This is a genomic window from Pseudomonas sp. IPO3747, from assembly GCF_013385245.1.
Classification (GTDB): domain Bacteria; phylum Pseudomonadota; class Gammaproteobacteria; order Pseudomonadales; family Pseudomonadaceae; genus Aquipseudomonas; species Aquipseudomonas edaphica.
Genome location: NZ_JACAQL010000022.1, coordinates 524932 through 541187, shown reverse-complemented (window position 1 = coordinate 541187; position 16256 = coordinate 524932). Strand labels below are relative to the sequence as shown.

The window sequence follows — 16256 nt, the reverse complement described above, 5'->3', positions numbered from 1 at the left end:
CACAGATCAAAAGACCGCTGACTTCGTCATCGAAAAGGATGTAAGGGCCACTGCAACAGCAAAGCCATACTCGGACTAATGTGGGAGCTGGCTTGTCGAATCGTCGCACCGCTGCGATGCCATCAACTCTGTGTACCTGACACACCGAGGTGTCTGCATCGCAGGCAAGCCAGCTCCCACATTAACCAGCTCCCACATTGATGTGTGGGAGCCTGCTCAATGCATCAGTTGATGCGCGGCCCACCACCGCCCGGCGGGTGCGGCTGCGGTTTGTCCGGTGGCGCATCGCTGGGCAGGTTCTTTGGCGGTGTGTTTGGGTCTTCGTAGTGCTTGTGCAAATCCCCATCCAGCCGATTGCTCGAGGAGCCACCTTTGCTCGGCGTCTCCTCAAAGTGCTGCCATTCCGATTGCTGGAAGCGAAAGATGCTGTCATCGGTCGGCGTGTCGCGGCCGTGATAGTGGTGGATTTCGTAGTGGGCGTACTCGACCTTTTCCGCCCAGTCGTTTTGCAATAAACCGTCGTTGGCCAAGCCGCGATACCAATCGTTTTCCGCGTTGGTGGCCTTCTGCTTTTTGTTGTGGTCGACAAAGTAGCCGATGATCCCGCCCACCACCGCCAGCACCACGCCGACCAGAAACAGCGGCCCGGTCAATGCCGCTGCGGTGCCTGCGCCAAACAGTGCCGCCGCCCCGAGGACCCCGGCCGAGGCACCGAACGCGCCCCCGGCTACTTGCAGGCCACCGGCGGCCTGAGCCAGCGGGTCTTTGCTGTCGACGCCGCTCTTGATCGCCAAGGCGCCGAGCACGATATCGGCAAACCCTCCGACGATGTCCGTGGCCGGGCCGAGCACCTTGATCACGGAACCGGCGATTTTCGCAGACTTGGACGCGCCCAACTTGGCCGCACCGGCGGCAGCCAGGCCGTCATCCAGGTGCGTGGCCAGGCCATCGGTGGCTTGCTTGACCGCCGTATCGCCTTCGCCAAACAACTTGCCGATGCCGTCGTACTGACTGTCAGGCACCGCATCCAGCGCCGCGGAGATTTCCTTGCTGACCTTGGCGTCGATCTCGCCGCCGGGGCCAAAATCCAGCATTTTGCCGGTCACGCCTTCCTTGCCCCAGATTTCCGGCAAGGTTTTGTCCAGGCCCAGGAAGTCCACCAGGCCGCCCTTGCCCAGGGTCTCGCCGATCTTGTCACCCAGGCGCACGAAGTGGCTGGAACCACCGGCAAAACTCAGGAAGTCCTTGGCGATGCTCATGCGCTGCGCCGGGGTTTCGCCGAGTTTGCCGCCTTTGCCCACCAGTTGGTAAATCGCCGAAAACAGCGTCACACCCGCGCCAAGGGAGCCCAGGATGCCTTTGCTGTTAAGGGTGTTGAACACCTCACCGAGCATGCCGCGATCCGCTACCGCAATATAGGGTTTGCTCAGGGCCTTTTTGACGTCGGCTTCGCTGATGGTGCCGCTGTTCTTGTAGACCTCGCCGAGTTCTTCCAGGGCCTTGGTGACACCGGCCGATTTCTCCTTGCCTTGCAGCCCCTCGTTGAGGAACTTCTCCAGGGTTTCCTGGGTGCGGCGCGGCAGGTCGAGCAGGTTGCCCTTGAGCACGCCCTTGAGCAGGCCGAACAAGTCTTTGGTCGCCAGCTCCTTGTTGTCGTCGGAGATTTTGCTCGGGTCCGAGAGGATCGCATTAAGGTCGGTGGTCAAGCCGTCGGCCTGGATATTTTGCGCGGCCTTGCTGGCGGCTTCGGGGTCGAACAGCGACAGCGAGGTGAGGGTGTCACTCAAGTCCTTTTGCGCGTCGCTGGACTTGCCCTGGTTTTGCAGGTCTTTGAGGTACAGCACGTAGTCGGGGTTGGCGGTGAGATCGAGCAGCTTCTGCTTGACCTCATCCTTGTTGGGCAACTTGTTGAGCGCGTCGTCCATTTTCGACTTGTAGTCAGCCTGGATGGTCGGGTCGTTGAACAGCTCGCCGATCTGCTTTTGCACGGCCTTGCCGTCGATGATGTCGTGCATGTCGGCCGCGCTCAGCTCGGTTTGCTTGTCATCCGACTCGCGCCAAGTAGTGTTGAACGGGCGTTTGGCTTCTTCATAGCCGGTGATACCATGGCCGTTCTGGTAGGCAGCCTGGGCTTCGAGGGCGCGCACCAGCTTGGCCCGTGGGTCATCCTTGGGGATCGAGCCGTCCTTGACGCCGGCGCGGTAGGTGTCGATCAGTTGGGTGGTGGCCAACTCACTGACGCTCATGGTCGGCGACTTGTCGTCCTTGGGGTCCGAATGCACGCCGGTGTCCATGTTCAACACATCCAGGTCACCGGCCTTGGGCAGGTTGTGCTTGGCGCGGGTGTCGTCGATGGAGCTGGCGCTGAAGGCTTCCCATTTGGCCAGCACGTCATCATAGAGCTGTGGGCTCAGTTCCTTGGAGACGATGACCTTGCCTTCGCTGGTTTCATAGCGGATCAGGCCGTCGCCCAGCTCATCGGGAGAGCCGAAAGTGATGTCGGTGTTTTTCAGGAAGTCATTCGGCCCGGCCAGTTTGTACCCGGCGTCTTCACTGGTGTGGATCTTGGCCCAGGTATCGTTCGCCGTGGCCACGCTTTTGAACAGCTCGGGGCTGACGTCGGCAGACACCACCACCTTGGTGCCATCCTGCAGTTCGTAGGTGAGGACGCTGTCTTTCTGGTCGTTGTTCCAGCTGAAGTTCTTGTAGTCGTTGAGCCCGGGCACGGGCGTGTTGGCGTCGGCCAGGGCTGCACCGTTGTTCAGTTCGCCTTCAATCACGGCTTTTTTGCCGGGGTCGGAGTACACCGTGTTAAGGCCCGCCAGGTAGTCGAACAACTTGGGGTTGTCTTCACGGGCGACGACGACTTTTTCGCCGTTGCTTTCGTAGCGGATCAGCCCGGGACCCACTTCGTCCACCGGGCCTACCGCAGTGCCGCCGTAGGGTGGCCATACTTCGTTGTCGGTGGCGCGACGGTAACCGGCATCTTCACTGCTGGAGAGGCCGGAGAAACTTTCATAAGCTTCCTTGGCCTTTTGGAAAGCCTCGGGGTTGTCACGCTGGCTGATCACGAACTTGCCGCCGTCCTGGGTCTCGTAGCGGATCACGCCAGGGCCGGTTTCATCGGGCGGGCCGAGGGCTTTGTAATCGGCCAATGCACCCGGCGCTGTGCCCTCGGCGCCCAGGCTCTGATAACCGGCGTTCTGGCTGGCGACCACGCCAGAGAGCGACTTGAAGTCCTGGCTGACCTGCTTGAACAGCTCCGGGCTGTCGTGCTCGCTGACGATGATCTTCTTGCCGTCCTGGGTTTCATAACGAATCAACCCAGGACCCACTTCATCGGGCGGGCCGATGGCCTTGTAGTCGGCCAGGGCAGCAGGCGGCGTGGCGTCTTTGGCCGCGAGTTCATAACCGTCTTTTTTGCTCGCATCGAGCCCCGATGGCGACTTGTCATGGGGTTCGACTTTTTTATGGGCGCTGTTCTTGAGCAGCACAGCAAATGCTTCGCCCGATGTTGATAGAGTGCGCGGAAGGCTTTTGGGCTCGGACGAGCGATCAAGCGGCTGGGTCGACATGCCATGGAACTCCTGCTGTTGCCGGTGGGACGGGTCGGCAAAAACAGTAACAGCAGGGGTTCGGCACTCGTTGCGAAACGTTGTGAAATGCGTTTTAGCGGTGACGCAGTGCACGTTCCATGCGCTGCAAACCCTCTTCGAGCATCGATCGTGGGCAACCGAAGTTCAGGCGCACGAATTGCTGGCTGTCATCGCCGAATTCGATGCCTGCGCTCAGGCCGACCCTGGCCTGCTCCAGGAAGAACTGCTGCGGGTCGGCAAGGCCCAGGGCGCTGCAATCCAGCCAGGCCAGGTAGGTGCCTTGTGGCGCGTGCATCACCACGCCGGGCAAACGGGTTTGCACGGCGTGCAGCAGGTAGTCGCGGTTGGCTTGCAGGTACTGCACCAGCGCATCCAGCCATTCGCTGCACTGGCTGTAGGCGGCGCGGGTGGCTTCCAGGCCCAACGGGCTGACGCTGTCGACCATGCCGCAGCGGGCATTGTTGAAGCGCTCGCGCACCTCGGCATTTTGCACCACGGCAAAGCAAGTCTTCAGGCCGGCGACGTTATAGGCCTTGCTCGCCGACATCAGGGTGATGGTGCGTTGGGCGATCTCGGGGCTGAGGCTGGCGGTGGGAATATGGCGACGGCCGTCAAAGCACAGCTCGGCGTGGATTTCGTCACTGATGATCAGTGCACCGTTCTCCACGCAGGCGTTGGCCACGGCCAACAGTTCTTCACGCGCAAAGACCTTGCCCACTGGGTTGTGCGGGTTGCTCAGCAGCAGCGCACCGGCACCCTTCAGCGCCTGGCGCATGGCGGGCATGGGCGTCATGTACTCGCCGTTGATCAACTCGAACGGCACTTCGATACGCGGCAGGTTCCAGTGGCCCGGTGCCAGGCGAATCGGCCGGTAGTTGGGGGTTTGCAGCACCACGGGCTGGCCCGGCTGTACGAACGCATGCAGGGCCATATTGAAACCAGGCTCGACACCGGGCAGGAACAGCAACTCTTCAGGCTGTACGCGCCAGGCGTACTTGGCCCACAGGTCCGCGATGATGGCTTCGCGCACATCCGCGCCAGCCACGCTGTAGCCGAGCACCTGCTGGTCGAGGCGTGCGTGCAGGGCTTGCAGGACGGCGGGTGGCGCGGCGATATCCATGTCGGCGATCCACATCGGCAGAACGTCTTGCGGGTAACGGTTCCACTTGGTGCTGCCGGTGCCTTGGCGGGGGTGGATCGTGTCGAAATCAAAGCTCATGGGTGGCTCGTATCAGGGAGGCAGGTGCAGGAATGGCGCTGATTCTAGCGCCATTAATTTTATAGGCCAGTGCTGATTGCCGCCGATAGCTGCAGGTGTGCCTGTTCCACGGCCCGAGCGACCGCTTCTTCACCGCGCACCATGGCGCCCAGGTAGACGAAATCCACCGAGTGGATGCCCACCGTAGACAGGATGGTGGTCATGTAAGGCGTGAGAAAGTCCGGTTCATGCCCCTTGCGCGCATTGCCGCTGCTGACCAGCACGAAGGTGCGGCGGTCCTTGAGCAGGCCGACTTTTTCGAACTGCGCATTGATGGTAAAGCTGCGATGGATGCGCACCACATGGTCGATCCAGACCTTGAGCGCCGCCGGTACGGTGAAGTTGTGCACCGGCGTGCAGACGATTAACAGGTCGCAGGCTTCCAGTTCGACGATCAGCTGTTCCGACAACGCCGTGGCGCTGCCACTCAAGCCGCCAGGCGTAGTGAGTGCATTCGCGTATTCACGGGTCAGCGGCGCCAGCGCCTGGCTGCCGTAGTCGCGTTCGATGACCTCTGCGCCAGGCACCAGGTCGTTGAGCAAGGCACGGGCCAGCTTGAAGGTCTGCGCGGCCTTGCCGTGGGGGCTGAAGCTAAGGAGCAGGGCGCGGGTCATTGGCTCAGGTCCTGGGAAAAGTGCATGCCTCGCGGCAGCAGGCCTTGGCGGAAATAGAAACGCTGGGCCAGGGCCATATGCAGGCCGGTGTCCAGCACCAGGTAACGATAACCGCGTGCGCGGGTTTCTTCGCGGACGCGGTCGAGCAACTGCTCGCCCAGGCGTCGGCGCTGCAAGGTGGCGTCTACCACCAGGTCATCGACGTAGATGAACTTGCCGTACAGGGTGTTTTCCGTCAGGCGGTAGCCGGCCAGGCCAATGACTTTGCCGTGTTCGCGTGCGGCCAGCAGATGATAGCCGTTCTGGCGCTGGCGTTGAACCTGCGCGGCGAAACTGGCGGCGTCGGTCAGGTGCGGGCGCAGTTGCTGCATCACGGCAAAGCTTGCGAGGCAGTCGGTCTCGGTTTCCATCAGGGCGAACTCAATGGGCTCATTGCTCATCAAGGTTCTCCAGATGGGCCTTGATCGCCTCCGGTACTTTACGAAAACTGATGGCCACGCGGTTCAAGGCGTTCATCAAGGAAATGGCCAGGGTCAGGTCGGCGACTGCCTTCTCGTTGAACACCGCTGCCACGGCGGCGTAGTCGGCATCCGGCACGTGGGTTTGCGCCACCTGGGTGACCACTTCGGCCCAGGCCAGGGCGGCTTGTTCACGCACAGTGAACAACGGCAAGGCTTCACGCCAGGCGGCCAGCAGCATGATCTTTTCCAGGCTTGCGCCTTGCTTGAGCAGGCCGCGGGAATGGGAGTCCAGGCAATAGGCGCAGCCGTTGAGCTGCGAAACCCGCAGGTACACCAGTTCAATCAGTTCTTTCTCCAGGCCACAGCCATGCACATAGCTGTGCACGGTGCCCAGGGCCTTGTAACCAGCGGGGGCGGCGTTGCCGTAATCGAGACGGTGTTTCATGGGTGATCCTTGGGTTGCGTTAAGAGATGCGCCATTTTCGGTGGTGGCCGGGTTGCTCGACAGGGGCATGATTGGACAAGTGGGTTGGGACATGATCAGACTCCACCTTGTCGTCCTGCCGAGCCCCCTTGTGATGTCGTCATTGCCCAAATATCAGGAAATCTACCGCCGCTTCCGGCTGGCCATCGACCAGGGCCAACTCGGCCCCGGTGATCGGGTGCCGTCGGTGCGCAGCCTGGCGCTGGAACTCAAGATCGCCCGCGGGACCGTGGAGGCGGCTTACCAGTTGCTGGTCAGTGAGGGGTTTTTTGAGGCGCGTGGGCAGGCGGGCACCGTGATTGCGCGGACATTGCCGCAGGTGGCGATGAAGCCCCAGCCCGTCGCACCACCGCCGACATCGGCGCCGCCAGCCTTGCAAATGGGCCAGCCGGCGCTGGATGCCTTCCCGCGCAAGCTATGGGCACGGCTGGTCACCCAGCAAGTGCGCCGCACCGACGCCGACAGCCTGGCCATGGGCGATGTGCGCGGCGCCCAGGCGTTACGCGTGGCGATTGCCAGCTATCTCGCGTTGTACCGAGGCGTGGAGTGTACGCCCCAGCAGGTATTTATCTGTTCGGGGTATGCCGGCTCCCTGACGCTGTTGTGCGATGCACTGCAAATGGCCGGGCAACGTTGCTGGTACGAAGACCCGGGCTATGTGCATGCGCGGCAGTTATTGAGGCATCAAGGGGTTGAGCTGGTGCCGGTACCGGTCGACCGTGAAGGGCTGGATGTTGAGCAGGGCATTCAGCGTGATCGGCAAGCACGGCTGGCGATTGTGACGCCGGCCCACCAGAGCCCGCTGGGTGTGGCGTTGAGCCTGACGCGCCGCCAGGCCTTGCTGGCCTGGGCGCAGAAGCAGGGCAGTTGGGTGCTGGAGGATGATTACGACAGCGAGTTTCGCTACCAGGGCCAGCCATTGGCGGCGCTCAAGAGCCAGGATGTGCACGACCGAGTGATCCATGCCGGGAGCTTCAGCAAAATGCTGTTTCCGGGCTTGCGCCTGGGATATCTGGTGGTGCCGGCAGCCTTGGTGGAGGTGTTTGGGCGCAGCGCCGAGGCCTTGCAGCAGCGCGGTGCGCAGTTGTTGCAACTGACCGCGGCGGATTTTCTCGAGCAGGGCCATTTCACCCGGCACTTGAAAAAGATGCGTCAGTTGTATGCGCTGCGAAGGGGCTTTTTGGTCGCCGCGTTACAGGCCCATTGCGCGGATTTTTTACGCGTGGATGAACAGGCCGGGGGGATTAACCTGTTGGCGCGGTTGCGGGTGCCTGTTCCGGATCAGGTAGTTGCCATGGCAGCCAATGAGGCGGGGTTGGCGGTTAACGCATTGTCAGCGTGGACCCTTGAGCCGGGAGGTGGGCAGGGGTTGTTGATGGGCTTTACCAATGTGGCGACGGCCGCACAGGCCAATGAACTGGCATTGAGGCTGCTGCAGATACTGCGGGCATGTCACCCGTAAAGTGTGGGAGCCGGCTTTTTTGGGGGCGCTTCGCACCCCAGCGCAAGCAAGCTTGCTCGCCACGGCAAGCCCGCCCACACATTTAGATCGTGTTCAGCTTTAAAACGTCAGGGTTTTACGGGTGTTGGCAAGGTTACAAGGTTGACGTAGCCATCCCAGAATTTTTGCTGGTCGACACCAAACACCACCTTGGCTTTTTGCGTGCCCACCGGCGCGCCTTTTTTGTAGCCCAGCGCCCGGCCGTAGTCGGCGCCAAACGTGGCGTCCACATCCACCCACAGGTCGCGAGACTCAGTGACAATCTCCGGGCTCACCAGAAACAGCGCCGGCAAGCTGTCCCAGGTAAAGCTGTGGTAGCTCGGGTCTTTGTCGAACAGCGGCCCGAACTCGTGCTTGTAGAGATCGGCAATCGCACCTTTGTGGGCTATCACGCGCTGGTACACCGACTTGTCGAAGGTGACTTTCTCACACACATCGTTGGGGAAAATCACGTGTTCGATGGGTGAGCGCAACACAATCTTCGCGGCCTCCGGGTCGAACCACCAGTTGAATTCCGCCGCCGGCGTGGTGTTGCCCGGAATCTCCAGGGCACCGCCCATGTACACGATGCGCTTGATCAGCGGCACGATATCCGGCGCCGAGCGAATCGCCAGGGCGATGTTGGTCAGCGGGCCGACGGCCAGAATGGTCACCTGGTGCGGGTTGGCCCGCACGCTTTGCACAATGAACTGCGCGGCGGTTTCACTGCGCAGCTGGGTGTGGGTGGCCAGGCCATCCGGTGGCGCGACCAGCTGCGCGGGTGAAGTCGGGCGCGGGTGTTTGAACGCGCCCGGCCAGCCCGAACCAAACAGGGCTTTTTCTGCCTCGTAGGTGGCGTAGTCATGCAGCAACGGGTAGGCGGCGCCGGAGTAGACGCCGACCTGTTTTTCCACGCCCATGCGCTCTACGGCCTTGAGGGCGTCGACCTGTTCCTGGTCGACCCAGGCATTGCCGCTGACCAGGGTCATGCCCAGCAGGTCGATGCGTTTTTGCGCGTGCAACTGCGCGAGCATGATAAAGGCCTGGCCGTCATCATTGAGCACGTTGAAGTCGGTGTCGAAGATGACTTTTTCAGGCGCGGTTTGCGCTGCCTGTGCCGTGCCGGCACACAGGCCGACGGCGACAAGCAACGCGCAGCTTTTAAGAAAACCTTGCATGGTGATTCATCCGCAAAAAATTGTTGTTATTAACGGTTCACCAGTTTCGCCGGCAAGGCGATGACCAGGAAGCTGCTGAGGATCAGGCAGCCGGCGAAAAACCACAAGGCACCCGCACTGCTGCCGGTGACGTCGATGGCAACTCCCATCAACGAGTTGCTCACTAAGCCTGCGATATTCGCCACCGAACAGGCCAGGGCAAAGCCGGTCGCCGCTGCGGTGCCTTTGAGGAAGGTTGCCGGCAGGCTGAAAAACACCGGCACGGCGCCGATGATCGCGGCTGAGGCAATGGCGAACAGCAACACGGTGGCGACCACGCTGTGGGTAAAGAACGTGCTGGTGGCCATGGCCGCCGCACCGATGAAGAACGGCACGATGATGTGCCAGCGGCGTTCGCGGTGTTTGTCGGAGCTGGCGCCGATCAGCAGCATGCCCAGCAGCGCCGCAACGCTGGGCAATGCAGTCAGCACGCCGATATGGAAGGTGTCGGTGACCCCGGCATTGCGGATGAAGGTCGGCATCCAGAACCCCATGGCATAGGCGCTGAGCAGGATCGAGAAGTCGATACCGCCGAGCATCCACACTTTGAGGTTGAAGAAGCCGTCACGGAAGCTGTGCTTGCTGCCGGTGGCGCCGGCTTCGTCCTTGCGCAGTTCGCTTTCCAGCAGGGCCTTTTCTTCGTCCGACAGCCATTTGGCCTGTTGGAAGGTGTTGGGCAGCGCCCAGAAAGTCAGCACGCCGAGCAATACGCTGGGCACCGCTTCGATCAGGAACAACCACTGCCAGCCACGCAGGCCGCCCATGTTGTCGAAGTGGCCCATGATCCAGCCCGACAGCGGGCCGCCGATGACGCTCGACAGCGGCAGGCCGATCATGAACAGCGCGATGATGCGCCCGCGTCGGTGCGTCGGGAACCAAGTGGTCAGGTAATACAAAACCCCCGGCAAAAAGCCGGCTTCGGCGGCGCCGAGCAGAAAGCGCAGGATGTAGAACTGGGTGGTGGAGGTGACCAGCATGGTGCAGGCCGAGAGCAGGCCCCAGGTGATCATGATGCGCGCGATCCAGATCTTCGCGCCCACTCGTTCAAGTACCAGGTTGCTGGGCACCTCAAAGATGATATAGCCGACGAAAAACAAGCCGGCACCGAGGCCGAACGCGGTTTCGCTGAAGTGTAACTGGTCGAGCATCTGCAACTTGGCGAAGCCGATGTTGATGCGGTCCAGGTAGGCGGCCAGGTAGCAGAAACACAGGAACGGAATCAGCTTCCAGGTGATCTTGTGGTAGAGCGTGGTAACGGGGTCGGCGACCGTGGTCGCGGGCGCTGCATTCGCAATGGGCATTGGGGTGTCTCCTGGCGGTGACTTATGGTTTTTATACAGCCGCTTTTTTCCAGCACTTCGGAGTGCTGTAAAAGCGACATCCAAAGGCAGTGTCAGAAGACTGAAAGCTGCACCGGCTTTTTAATGTGGGAGCTGGCTTGCCTGCGATAGCGGTGGATCAGCAACAATTATGCTGCATGACACTCCGTCATCGCAGGCAAGCCAGCTCCCACCGTTGGGCGGGGGCGGCTCACAGTTTTGTGCAAGACCGCGCTCTATGGCGCAGTTCTTCGTAACCTTTATTGCTCCCTGAACTTGCTCATCGCCTCCTGCTTGCTCACGACATCGCCATACTTGCTGTCGATGTCGAACAGGTTGGCTGCATGGGGCGCCGGGTGTCGGTCGCCGACGCATTCGCGCACGACAATGGTGCGAAACCCATGCTGCACCGCATCCACGGCCGTGGCGCGGATGCAGCCGCTGGTGGAACAGCCGGCCAGCACCACAGTGTCGATGCCCTGGGCGTGCAGCATCGGGGCCAGGCTGCTGCCGAAGAAGGCGCTGGCGTACTGTTTGGTGATCACCACTTCATCCGCCTGGGGCAATACCTCGAGGCAGAACGCTGCGAGCGGGTTGCCCTCGACCATGTCTTTCATCACCGGGGCTTTCTTAACCCAGATACCACCATCGGCGAAATGGCCGGGATGGTAGCGGATATTGGTGTGCACCACCGTAATTGCGTGCCGGCGAGCGGTGGCCAGCAATTCGACACTTTCAGCTACGGCCACCACCACTTCAGGGGCATACAGCGGCGCGCCTTCGGTGGTGTAGCCCTGCATGAAGTCAATCATGAGCAGCGCAGATTTTTTGCCGAAGCCGATGCGATTGCCCCAGACGCCCTGGTAGTTGGCGTCGGCGGATTGGTTGTTCATCTTCTCAACCCCTCATTTTTGTGTGGCGAGCGAGCTTGTTGTGGCGAGCGAGCTTATGTGGCGAGCGAGCTTGCTCGCGCTGGGCTGCGAAGCGGCCCCAAAAAAGCGGGAGCGCTGCGCACTCCAGCGCGAGCAAGCTCGCTCGCCACAACAAGCTCATTCGCCACATAAGCTCATTCACCACAAGTGTCAGTAAGCGCCGGACAGCAAGGCACCGGCACCGGGCACGATAGGTTCCAGGTCCAAGGCCTTGAGCATCGCGTAGGTGGTGGCGATGGCGGCGGTGAGCACCGGTTTGCCGGTTTGCGCTTCAACCTTGGCCACCACCGGCAGCGACTGCATCTGCACGCAGGCAGAGAGCACGATCACGTCCACCCCTTCCAGGTTCATGCCGGCGACGATGGCCGGCAGGTTGGCCGGGTCGTGGCGCGCCACTTCGAGGTTGTCGGGGATCTCCAGGGCGCGCCAGTCCACCACGTCAAAGCCTTCTTCGCGGATGTAGTTCACCACCAGTTCGGTCAGCGGCTTCATGTACGGCGCGACGATGGCAATGCGCTTGGCGCCCATCACTTTCAAGCCTTCGATCAAGGCGCCGGCGCTGGTGATCACCGGCGCGTTGGCGTCGTTATCGGCGGTGGCTTGACGCAGGCGCTGTTCGGAGTTGCGGTGATAACCCAGGCCCATGGCCATGATCGCCACCAGGCAGGCATAACCCAGCACGTCGACCTTGGCGTCGGACAGCTCGATGGCGCAGCGGTCGGACTCGCCGTCCATGGCCGCCAGTTCTTCCTTGCGCACCTGCTTCATGCGCATGCGGCTGGAGTGAAAGGTAAAGCGTTCGGGGCGGATCGCCTGGCGCGCGTTAAGCATCGCCGGGATCTCGGTTTCCATGGTGGTGTTCGAACTCGGCACGATCTGGCCGATACGGTAAGGCTTGAGCATGGTGGTTCCCTTATTCTTGTGTGAGGAAGCCGTCGAGGGCGGCAAAAAAGCCTTCAAGGTCATCCCACGGAATCATGTGCCCGGCGTTCGGTACACGGGCGACTTGGATAACGGGCTGCAGGTCCTGGATTTCGGCGATGTCTTCATCCAGGATCACGCCGCCGCGCCCGGCCACCATCAACAGGGCAGGGGCCTTGAGCTTGGGCAGGTGCTGGTGGAAGTCGACCGTGTGGAAGTCATCGAAAGCACGCACGATGGCGGGCTCATAACAGGTGTGCAGCCATTCGGCGCGCAGCTGCAGTTGCTCGACGGTCCAGGTGGCGCAGAAGGCGCGCATCGCGTCAGCGTCCATGCCGACCCGCGATTGGCGGATCGAGTCGACGTACCATGGCAACTTGCTCGGGTATTCACGGCGGCCAGGCCCGGACACTGGCGGGTCGATCAGCACCACGCGGTTTACACCCTGGGGGTGCATGACCGCGCTGTGCACGGCAAACCGCGCGCCCATGGAATGGCCAACCAGGTGGTAGCTATCCAGCTCAAGCGCATCGGCAAACGCGCCAATGTCCTCGGCGCAGGTGTCTGCGCTGTAGTCCAATTGCGGCCCTGTGGACGACAAGCCGCGCCCGCGCACATCCAGCACGTAAGTGTCGAACCGGGTGCCAAGACGCTCAGCCACAAAACCCCAGGTAATCGCCGGGCTGGTGATGCCCGGGATCAAAATCAGCGCCGGGCCTTTGCCGCCGTAGCGCAGGTAGTGCTGGCGAATACCATTGGCTTGCACATTGGCGCCATACAGGAAGGTACTCACGCGGCCACCCCCGATTTCAGTTCCTGGGCGTACAGGTCATAACCGTAGACCCAGGCCGGGTCTTCCTGGGTGCGCAGCCAGGTGTTGGCGTTGGACACCGCTTGTACGCGGGACGCACGTTCCTTGCGGTTGGCTTCGTAGAGCTGGAAGGCGGTGCGGTAGTCGCTGATACCGGTTTCCTGCAAGCAGCGGGTGAGCATGGCCGCGTCTTCGATGGCCATGCCGGCACCCTGGGCCATATGCGGTTTCATCGGGTGGCAGGCGTCACCCAGCAACACCAGGCGGCCACGGCTCCACAGCGGCAACGGGTTACGGTTGCGCAGCGGCCATTTGGTCACGCTTTCGGTGGACTCGATCAGCGCCTGCACGGTGGGGTGGTAGCCTTTGAAGGCGTCAAACATCTCTTCGCGGCTGCTGTCGACAAACGCGCCCTGGAAGTCCCATTCGGCATGGGGCACGCCGGTCACGTAGTAGTACTCGTCACGCTTGCCGGTGGTGTAGTAGACCATCATGTGGCGGTCCTCGGTCCACCACTTGATGCAGTCTTCGAACTTCAAGTCGTACTTGGCCAACTGGTCGCCACGGATCAGCGCACGGTGCGCGACCCAGCCGCTGTACAGCGGTTTTTCCACGCCGAGCAGCTCTTCACGGATTCTGGAGTTGATGCCGTCGGCGCCGATCACGATATCGGCGTAGGTCACTTCGCCGTCGGCAAAGGTCAGGCGCACTTGGGTATCGGTTTCTTCGAGGTTTTCCAGGCGCTTGTTGAAGTGCAGGGTGCCAGGTTTGAGGGTCGACATCTGCAGTGCATGCAAGTCGCCACGGTGCACGGTGATGTAGGAAGCGCCGTAGCCGGTGAGTGGAATACGCGAGAGGTAGTCACCGCTTTCGCCGCAACGGCTGAACCAGTGCTCGGGGTGCGAGCCCATCAGGTCCAGCTGTTTTTCAATGCCCATGCGGCGGAAGATTTTCATGATGTTAGGCCCCATGTGGATGCCTGCACCCAAGCGGGAAAACTCCGGCGCCTGTTCATAGATATCGACATCGAAACCGGCTTGCTGCAGCAGTGTTGCCGCCGCCGCGCCGCCCAGGCCGGCACCGACGATGGCGATTTTTTGTGTGCTTCCCATGGGGCGTGAACCTCTCTCTTTTTGATTTTTGGCGGCATCTGTCCGCAAGGTTTTTAAAGTGTATACGCTCATTTTTTGAAATGGGAAGCCCACGTTCATAATTTTATTTTTTGGCCGTATTTATCCTGTGTAACGGGTTTTGGCCTTTATTTGTAGTGGTTGTGTGGTTTGGTAACGTTTTGGTGCGCTACTTGCAGTTCGTCTTCAATTCGGGTCTTATCGTTATTAATTGGCGTATACGCTATAAAAATGCACTGGAGTGAAGCGCGGTGCTTGAACTTGGTGCAGCCCCACAGGAGACAGGAAAATGCCGGTAAGCGATTGCGAACTGACCCAGATGTTTGAACACGTGTTGAAACTCTCGAAGGTCGACCCGACCCAGAGCGTCGCCGTGCTCAAGAGCCATTACTCGGACCCGCGCACTGTGCGTGCTGCGATGGACGCGGCGCAGCGCCTGGGGGCCAAGGTGTATGCGGTGGAACTGCCGTCGTTCAACCATCCCAAAGCGATGGGCAACGACATGACCGCCTTCTGCGGCGACACCGCACTCACCGGCAATATCGCTGCCCAGCGCGCGTTGGAGGCCGCCGACCTGATCGTCGACACCATGATGCTGCTGCACTCGCCGGAGCAGGAGCAGATCCTCAAGACCGGCACGCGTATCCTGCTGGCGGTGGAACCGCCGGAAGTGCTGGCGCGCATGCTGCCCACCGAAGCCGACAAGGTGCGTGTGCTGGCGGCCGAGCAGTTGCTGAAGAAGGCGCGCTCGATCCACGTCAAATCCCGCGCAGGCAGTGATTTCCGTGCAGCGCTGGGCCAATACCCGTCGGTCACCGAGTACGGTTTTGCCGACGAGCCTGGGCGCTGGGACCACTGGCCGAGTGGTTTCCTGTTCTCCTGGCCCAACGAAGAAACCGCCGAAGGTGTGCTGGTGCTGGATATCGGTGACATCCTGCTGCCGTTCAAGACCTACACCCGCGAGAAGATCACCCTCGAGATCGAGAAGGGCTTTATCACCAAGATCCACGGCGGTTTCGAGGCCGAGTACCTGCGCGATTACATGAAGTATTTCAATGACCCGGAGGTGTATGGCATCTCTCATATCGGCTGGGGCTTGCAGCCAAAGGCGCAGTGGACGGCCATGGGCTTGCACGACAAAAACGATGGCATGTGCATGGATGCGCGGGCGTTCTACGGCAACTTCCTGTTCTCCACCGGGCCGAATACCGAAGTGGGCGGCACACGCAAGACGCCATGCCATATGGATATTCCGCTGCGTAATTGTGATGTGTACCTGAATGATGAGGCGGTGGTGATCGGCGGCGATGTCGTTGCACCGCAAGCCTCCCTGGCACGCTGAGTGTTCAAGTGTGGGAGCTGGCTTGCCTGCGATAGCGGTTTGGCAGGCACATCACGGCTGGCTGATCCGGCGCTATCGCAGGCAAGCCAGCTCCCACAGTTTGAGCGTGCTCCTTTAGTTTGAGGCTTGAGTCCGTTCACTATCCCCGCCATCATGCCGACCATCGCTAATCACCCACCGAGCCACGCCGTGCCTGATTCCTACGTTTTCTCTGAACAAGTTGGCCACCTGCTGCGCAAGGCCTACCAGCGCCACCTGGCGATTTTTCAGCAGAATGTCGGCGACTCACAACTCACCGCCGTGCAGTTCGTCACCCTGTGTGCGCTGCGCGATCACGGTGCAAGTTCCCTCACCGAACTGGTCAAGGCCACGGCCGTCGACCAGGCGACCATTCGCGGTATCGTCGAGCGGCTCAAGGCCAAGGCGCTGATTACCCTGGAACCAGACCCCCAGGACAAGCGCAAGGTGGTGGTTGACCTGTCGCCAGCCGGCGCCGAACTGGTCGCGCAAACCGCGCCGCGCGCCGCGCAGATCAGCGAGCTGACCATGAGCAACCTCAACCCCGCCGAGCGCGTGGCGGTGCTGTTTCTGCTGCGCAAGATGATCGACGACCCGCAGGAATAAACCGGCGCTGGCATCGTTTTTGCTCTGAGTTCATGTAGTAGTCACTTCACGTGCCAAGTGTGTCGCG

General features: G+C 61.2%; 14 protein-coding genes. 3 read left to right on the top strand and 11 right to left on the bottom strand.

The window, feature by feature from the left end; translation table 11 throughout:
* Positions 1-224: 224 nt before the first annotated feature.
* The 5 genes from HX790_RS23885 to HX790_RS23865 all read right to left on the bottom strand — a co-directional run bounded on the left by HX790_RS23885 (position 225) and on the right by HX790_RS23865 (position 6374).
* On the bottom strand, positions 225-3575 hold the full coding sequence (locus tag HX790_RS23885) for a hypothetical protein (RefSeq protein ID WP_176992276.1): 3351 nt from the start codon (positions 3573-3575) through the stop codon (positions 225-227).
* A 94-nt stretch (positions 3576-3669) separates the two neighbouring features.
* Entirely contained in the window at positions 3670-4815 is a 1146-nt protein-coding gene (locus HX790_RS23880) for a MalY/PatB family protein (protein WP_169985881.1), read from the bottom strand.
* 59 nt (positions 4816-4874) lie between these two features.
* Entirely contained in the window at positions 4875-5468 is a 594-nt protein-coding gene (locus HX790_RS23875; protein WP_017135465.1) for an FMN-dependent NADH-azoreductase, read from the bottom strand.
* The gene (locus HX790_RS23870; RefSeq protein ID WP_138453358.1) at positions 5465-5908 is read right to left on the bottom strand and encodes a GNAT family N-acetyltransferase; all 444 of its coding nucleotides are present in this window, start codon (positions 5906-5908) and stop codon (positions 5465-5467) included. Before HX790_RS23870 ends, HX790_RS23875 begins: the two co-directional genes overlap by 4 nt.
* Complete coding sequence (locus tag HX790_RS23865; protein WP_099549884.1) at positions 5898-6374, bottom strand: carboxymuconolactone decarboxylase family protein; 477 nt, start codon at positions 6372-6374, stop codon at positions 5898-5900. Before HX790_RS23865 ends, HX790_RS23870 begins: the two co-directional genes overlap by 11 nt.
* 133 nt (positions 6375-6507) lie before the next feature.
* On the opposite strand from HX790_RS23865, the gene HX790_RS23860 reads away from it, so the two are divergent.
* Positions 6508-7875 carry a PLP-dependent aminotransferase family protein gene (locus HX790_RS23860; protein ID WP_176992275.1) on the top strand — a complete coding sequence of 456 codons (1368 nt, stop codon included), beginning with the start codon at positions 6508-6510 and terminating at the stop codon, positions 7873-7875.
* A gap of 107 nt (positions 7876-7982) precedes the next feature.
* Here the strand turns inward: HX790_RS23860 and HX790_RS23855 are convergent, their stop codons facing one another.
* From HX790_RS23855 to HX790_RS23830, 6 genes are all read right to left on the bottom strand, one after another.
* On the bottom strand, positions 7983-9071 hold the full coding sequence (locus tag HX790_RS23855; RefSeq protein WP_017135469.1) for a nucleoside hydrolase: 1089 nt from the start codon (positions 9069-9071) through the stop codon (positions 7983-7985).
* Positions 9072-9100: 29 nt separating this feature from the next.
* Positions 9101-10411: an MFS transporter gene (locus tag HX790_RS23850; RefSeq protein ID WP_017135470.1), complete on the bottom strand. Its 1311-nt coding sequence runs from the start codon at positions 10409-10411 to the stop codon at positions 9101-9103.
* A 278-nt stretch (positions 10412-10689) separates the two neighbouring features.
* Complete coding sequence (locus tag HX790_RS23845) at positions 10690-11322, bottom strand: N-carbamoylsarcosine amidohydrolase (protein WP_138454287.1); 633 nt, start codon at positions 11320-11322, stop codon at positions 10690-10692.
* Between the two features lie 189 nt (positions 11323-11511).
* The gene (locus HX790_RS23840) at positions 11512-12264 is read right to left on the bottom strand and encodes an Asp/Glu racemase (RefSeq protein WP_169985885.1); all 753 of its coding nucleotides are present in this window, start codon (positions 12262-12264) and stop codon (positions 11512-11514) included.
* A 10-nt stretch (positions 12265-12274) separates the two neighbouring features.
* Complete coding sequence (locus HX790_RS23835) at positions 12275-13075, bottom strand: alpha/beta fold hydrolase (protein ID WP_176992274.1); 801 nt, start codon at positions 13073-13075, stop codon at positions 12275-12277.
* Positions 13072-14205, bottom strand: coding sequence for an FAD-dependent monooxygenase (locus tag HX790_RS23830; protein WP_017135474.1), 1134 nt, complete (start codon positions 14203-14205; stop codon positions 13072-13074). Before HX790_RS23830 ends, HX790_RS23835 begins: the two co-directional genes overlap by 4 nt.
* A gap of 307 nt (positions 14206-14512) precedes the next feature.
* Here HX790_RS23830 and HX790_RS23825 point away from each other — a divergent pair, with 307 nt between their 5' ends.
* The gene (locus HX790_RS23825) at positions 14513-15565 is read left to right on the top strand and encodes a 2,5-dihydroxypyridine 5,6-dioxygenase (RefSeq protein WP_017135475.1); all 1053 of its coding nucleotides are present in this window, start codon (positions 14513-14515) and stop codon (positions 15563-15565) included.
* A 189-nt stretch (positions 15566-15754) separates the two neighbouring features.
* Positions 15755-16189, top strand: a complete 435-nt coding sequence (locus HX790_RS23820) for a MarR family winged helix-turn-helix transcriptional regulator (RefSeq protein ID WP_026013564.1) — start codon at positions 15755-15757, stop codon at positions 16187-16189.
* Positions 16190-16256 lie beyond the last annotated feature (67 nt).

Coding starts and splice junctions, on each gene's coding strand:
- HX790_RS23850 (WP_017135470.1), bottom strand. CDS start 10,411: ATGCCCATTGCGAATGCAGCGCCCGCGACCACGGTCGCCGACCCCGTT.
- HX790_RS23845 (WP_138454287.1), bottom strand. CDS start 11,322: ATGAACAACCAATCCGCCGACGCCAACTACCAGGGCGTCTGGGGCAAT.
- HX790_RS23870 (WP_138453358.1), bottom strand. CDS start 5,908: ATGAGCAATGAGCCCATTGAGTTCGCCCTGATGGAAACCGAGACCGAC.
- HX790_RS23855 (WP_017135469.1), bottom strand. CDS start 9,071: ATGCAAGGTTTTCTTAAAAGCTGCGCGTTGCTTGTCGCCGTCGGCCTG.
- HX790_RS23825 (WP_017135475.1), top strand. CDS start 14,513: ATGCCGGTAAGCGATTGCGAACTGACCCAGATGTTTGAACACGTGTTG.
- HX790_RS23830 (WP_017135474.1), bottom strand. CDS start 14,205: ATGGGAAGCACACAAAAAATCGCCATCGTCGGTGCCGGCCTGGGCGGC.
- HX790_RS23860 (WP_176992275.1), top strand. CDS start 6,508: ATGTCGTCATTGCCCAAATATCAGGAAATCTACCGCCGCTTCCGGCTG.
- HX790_RS23885 (WP_176992276.1), bottom strand. CDS start 3,575: ATGTCGACCCAGCCGCTTGATCGCTCGTCCGAGCCCAAAAGCCTTCCG.
- HX790_RS23880 (WP_169985881.1), bottom strand. CDS start 4,815: ATGAGCTTTGATTTCGACACGATCCACCCCCGCCAAGGCACCGGCAGC.
- HX790_RS23840 (WP_169985885.1), bottom strand. CDS start 12,264: ATGCTCAAGCCTTACCGTATCGGCCAGATCGTGCCGAGTTCGAACACC.
- HX790_RS23865 (WP_099549884.1), bottom strand. CDS start 6,374: ATGAAACACCGTCTCGATTACGGCAACGCCGCCCCCGCTGGTTACAAG.
- HX790_RS23875 (WP_017135465.1), bottom strand. CDS start 5,468: ATGACCCGCGCCCTGCTCCTTAGCTTCAGCCCCCACGGCAAGGCCGCG.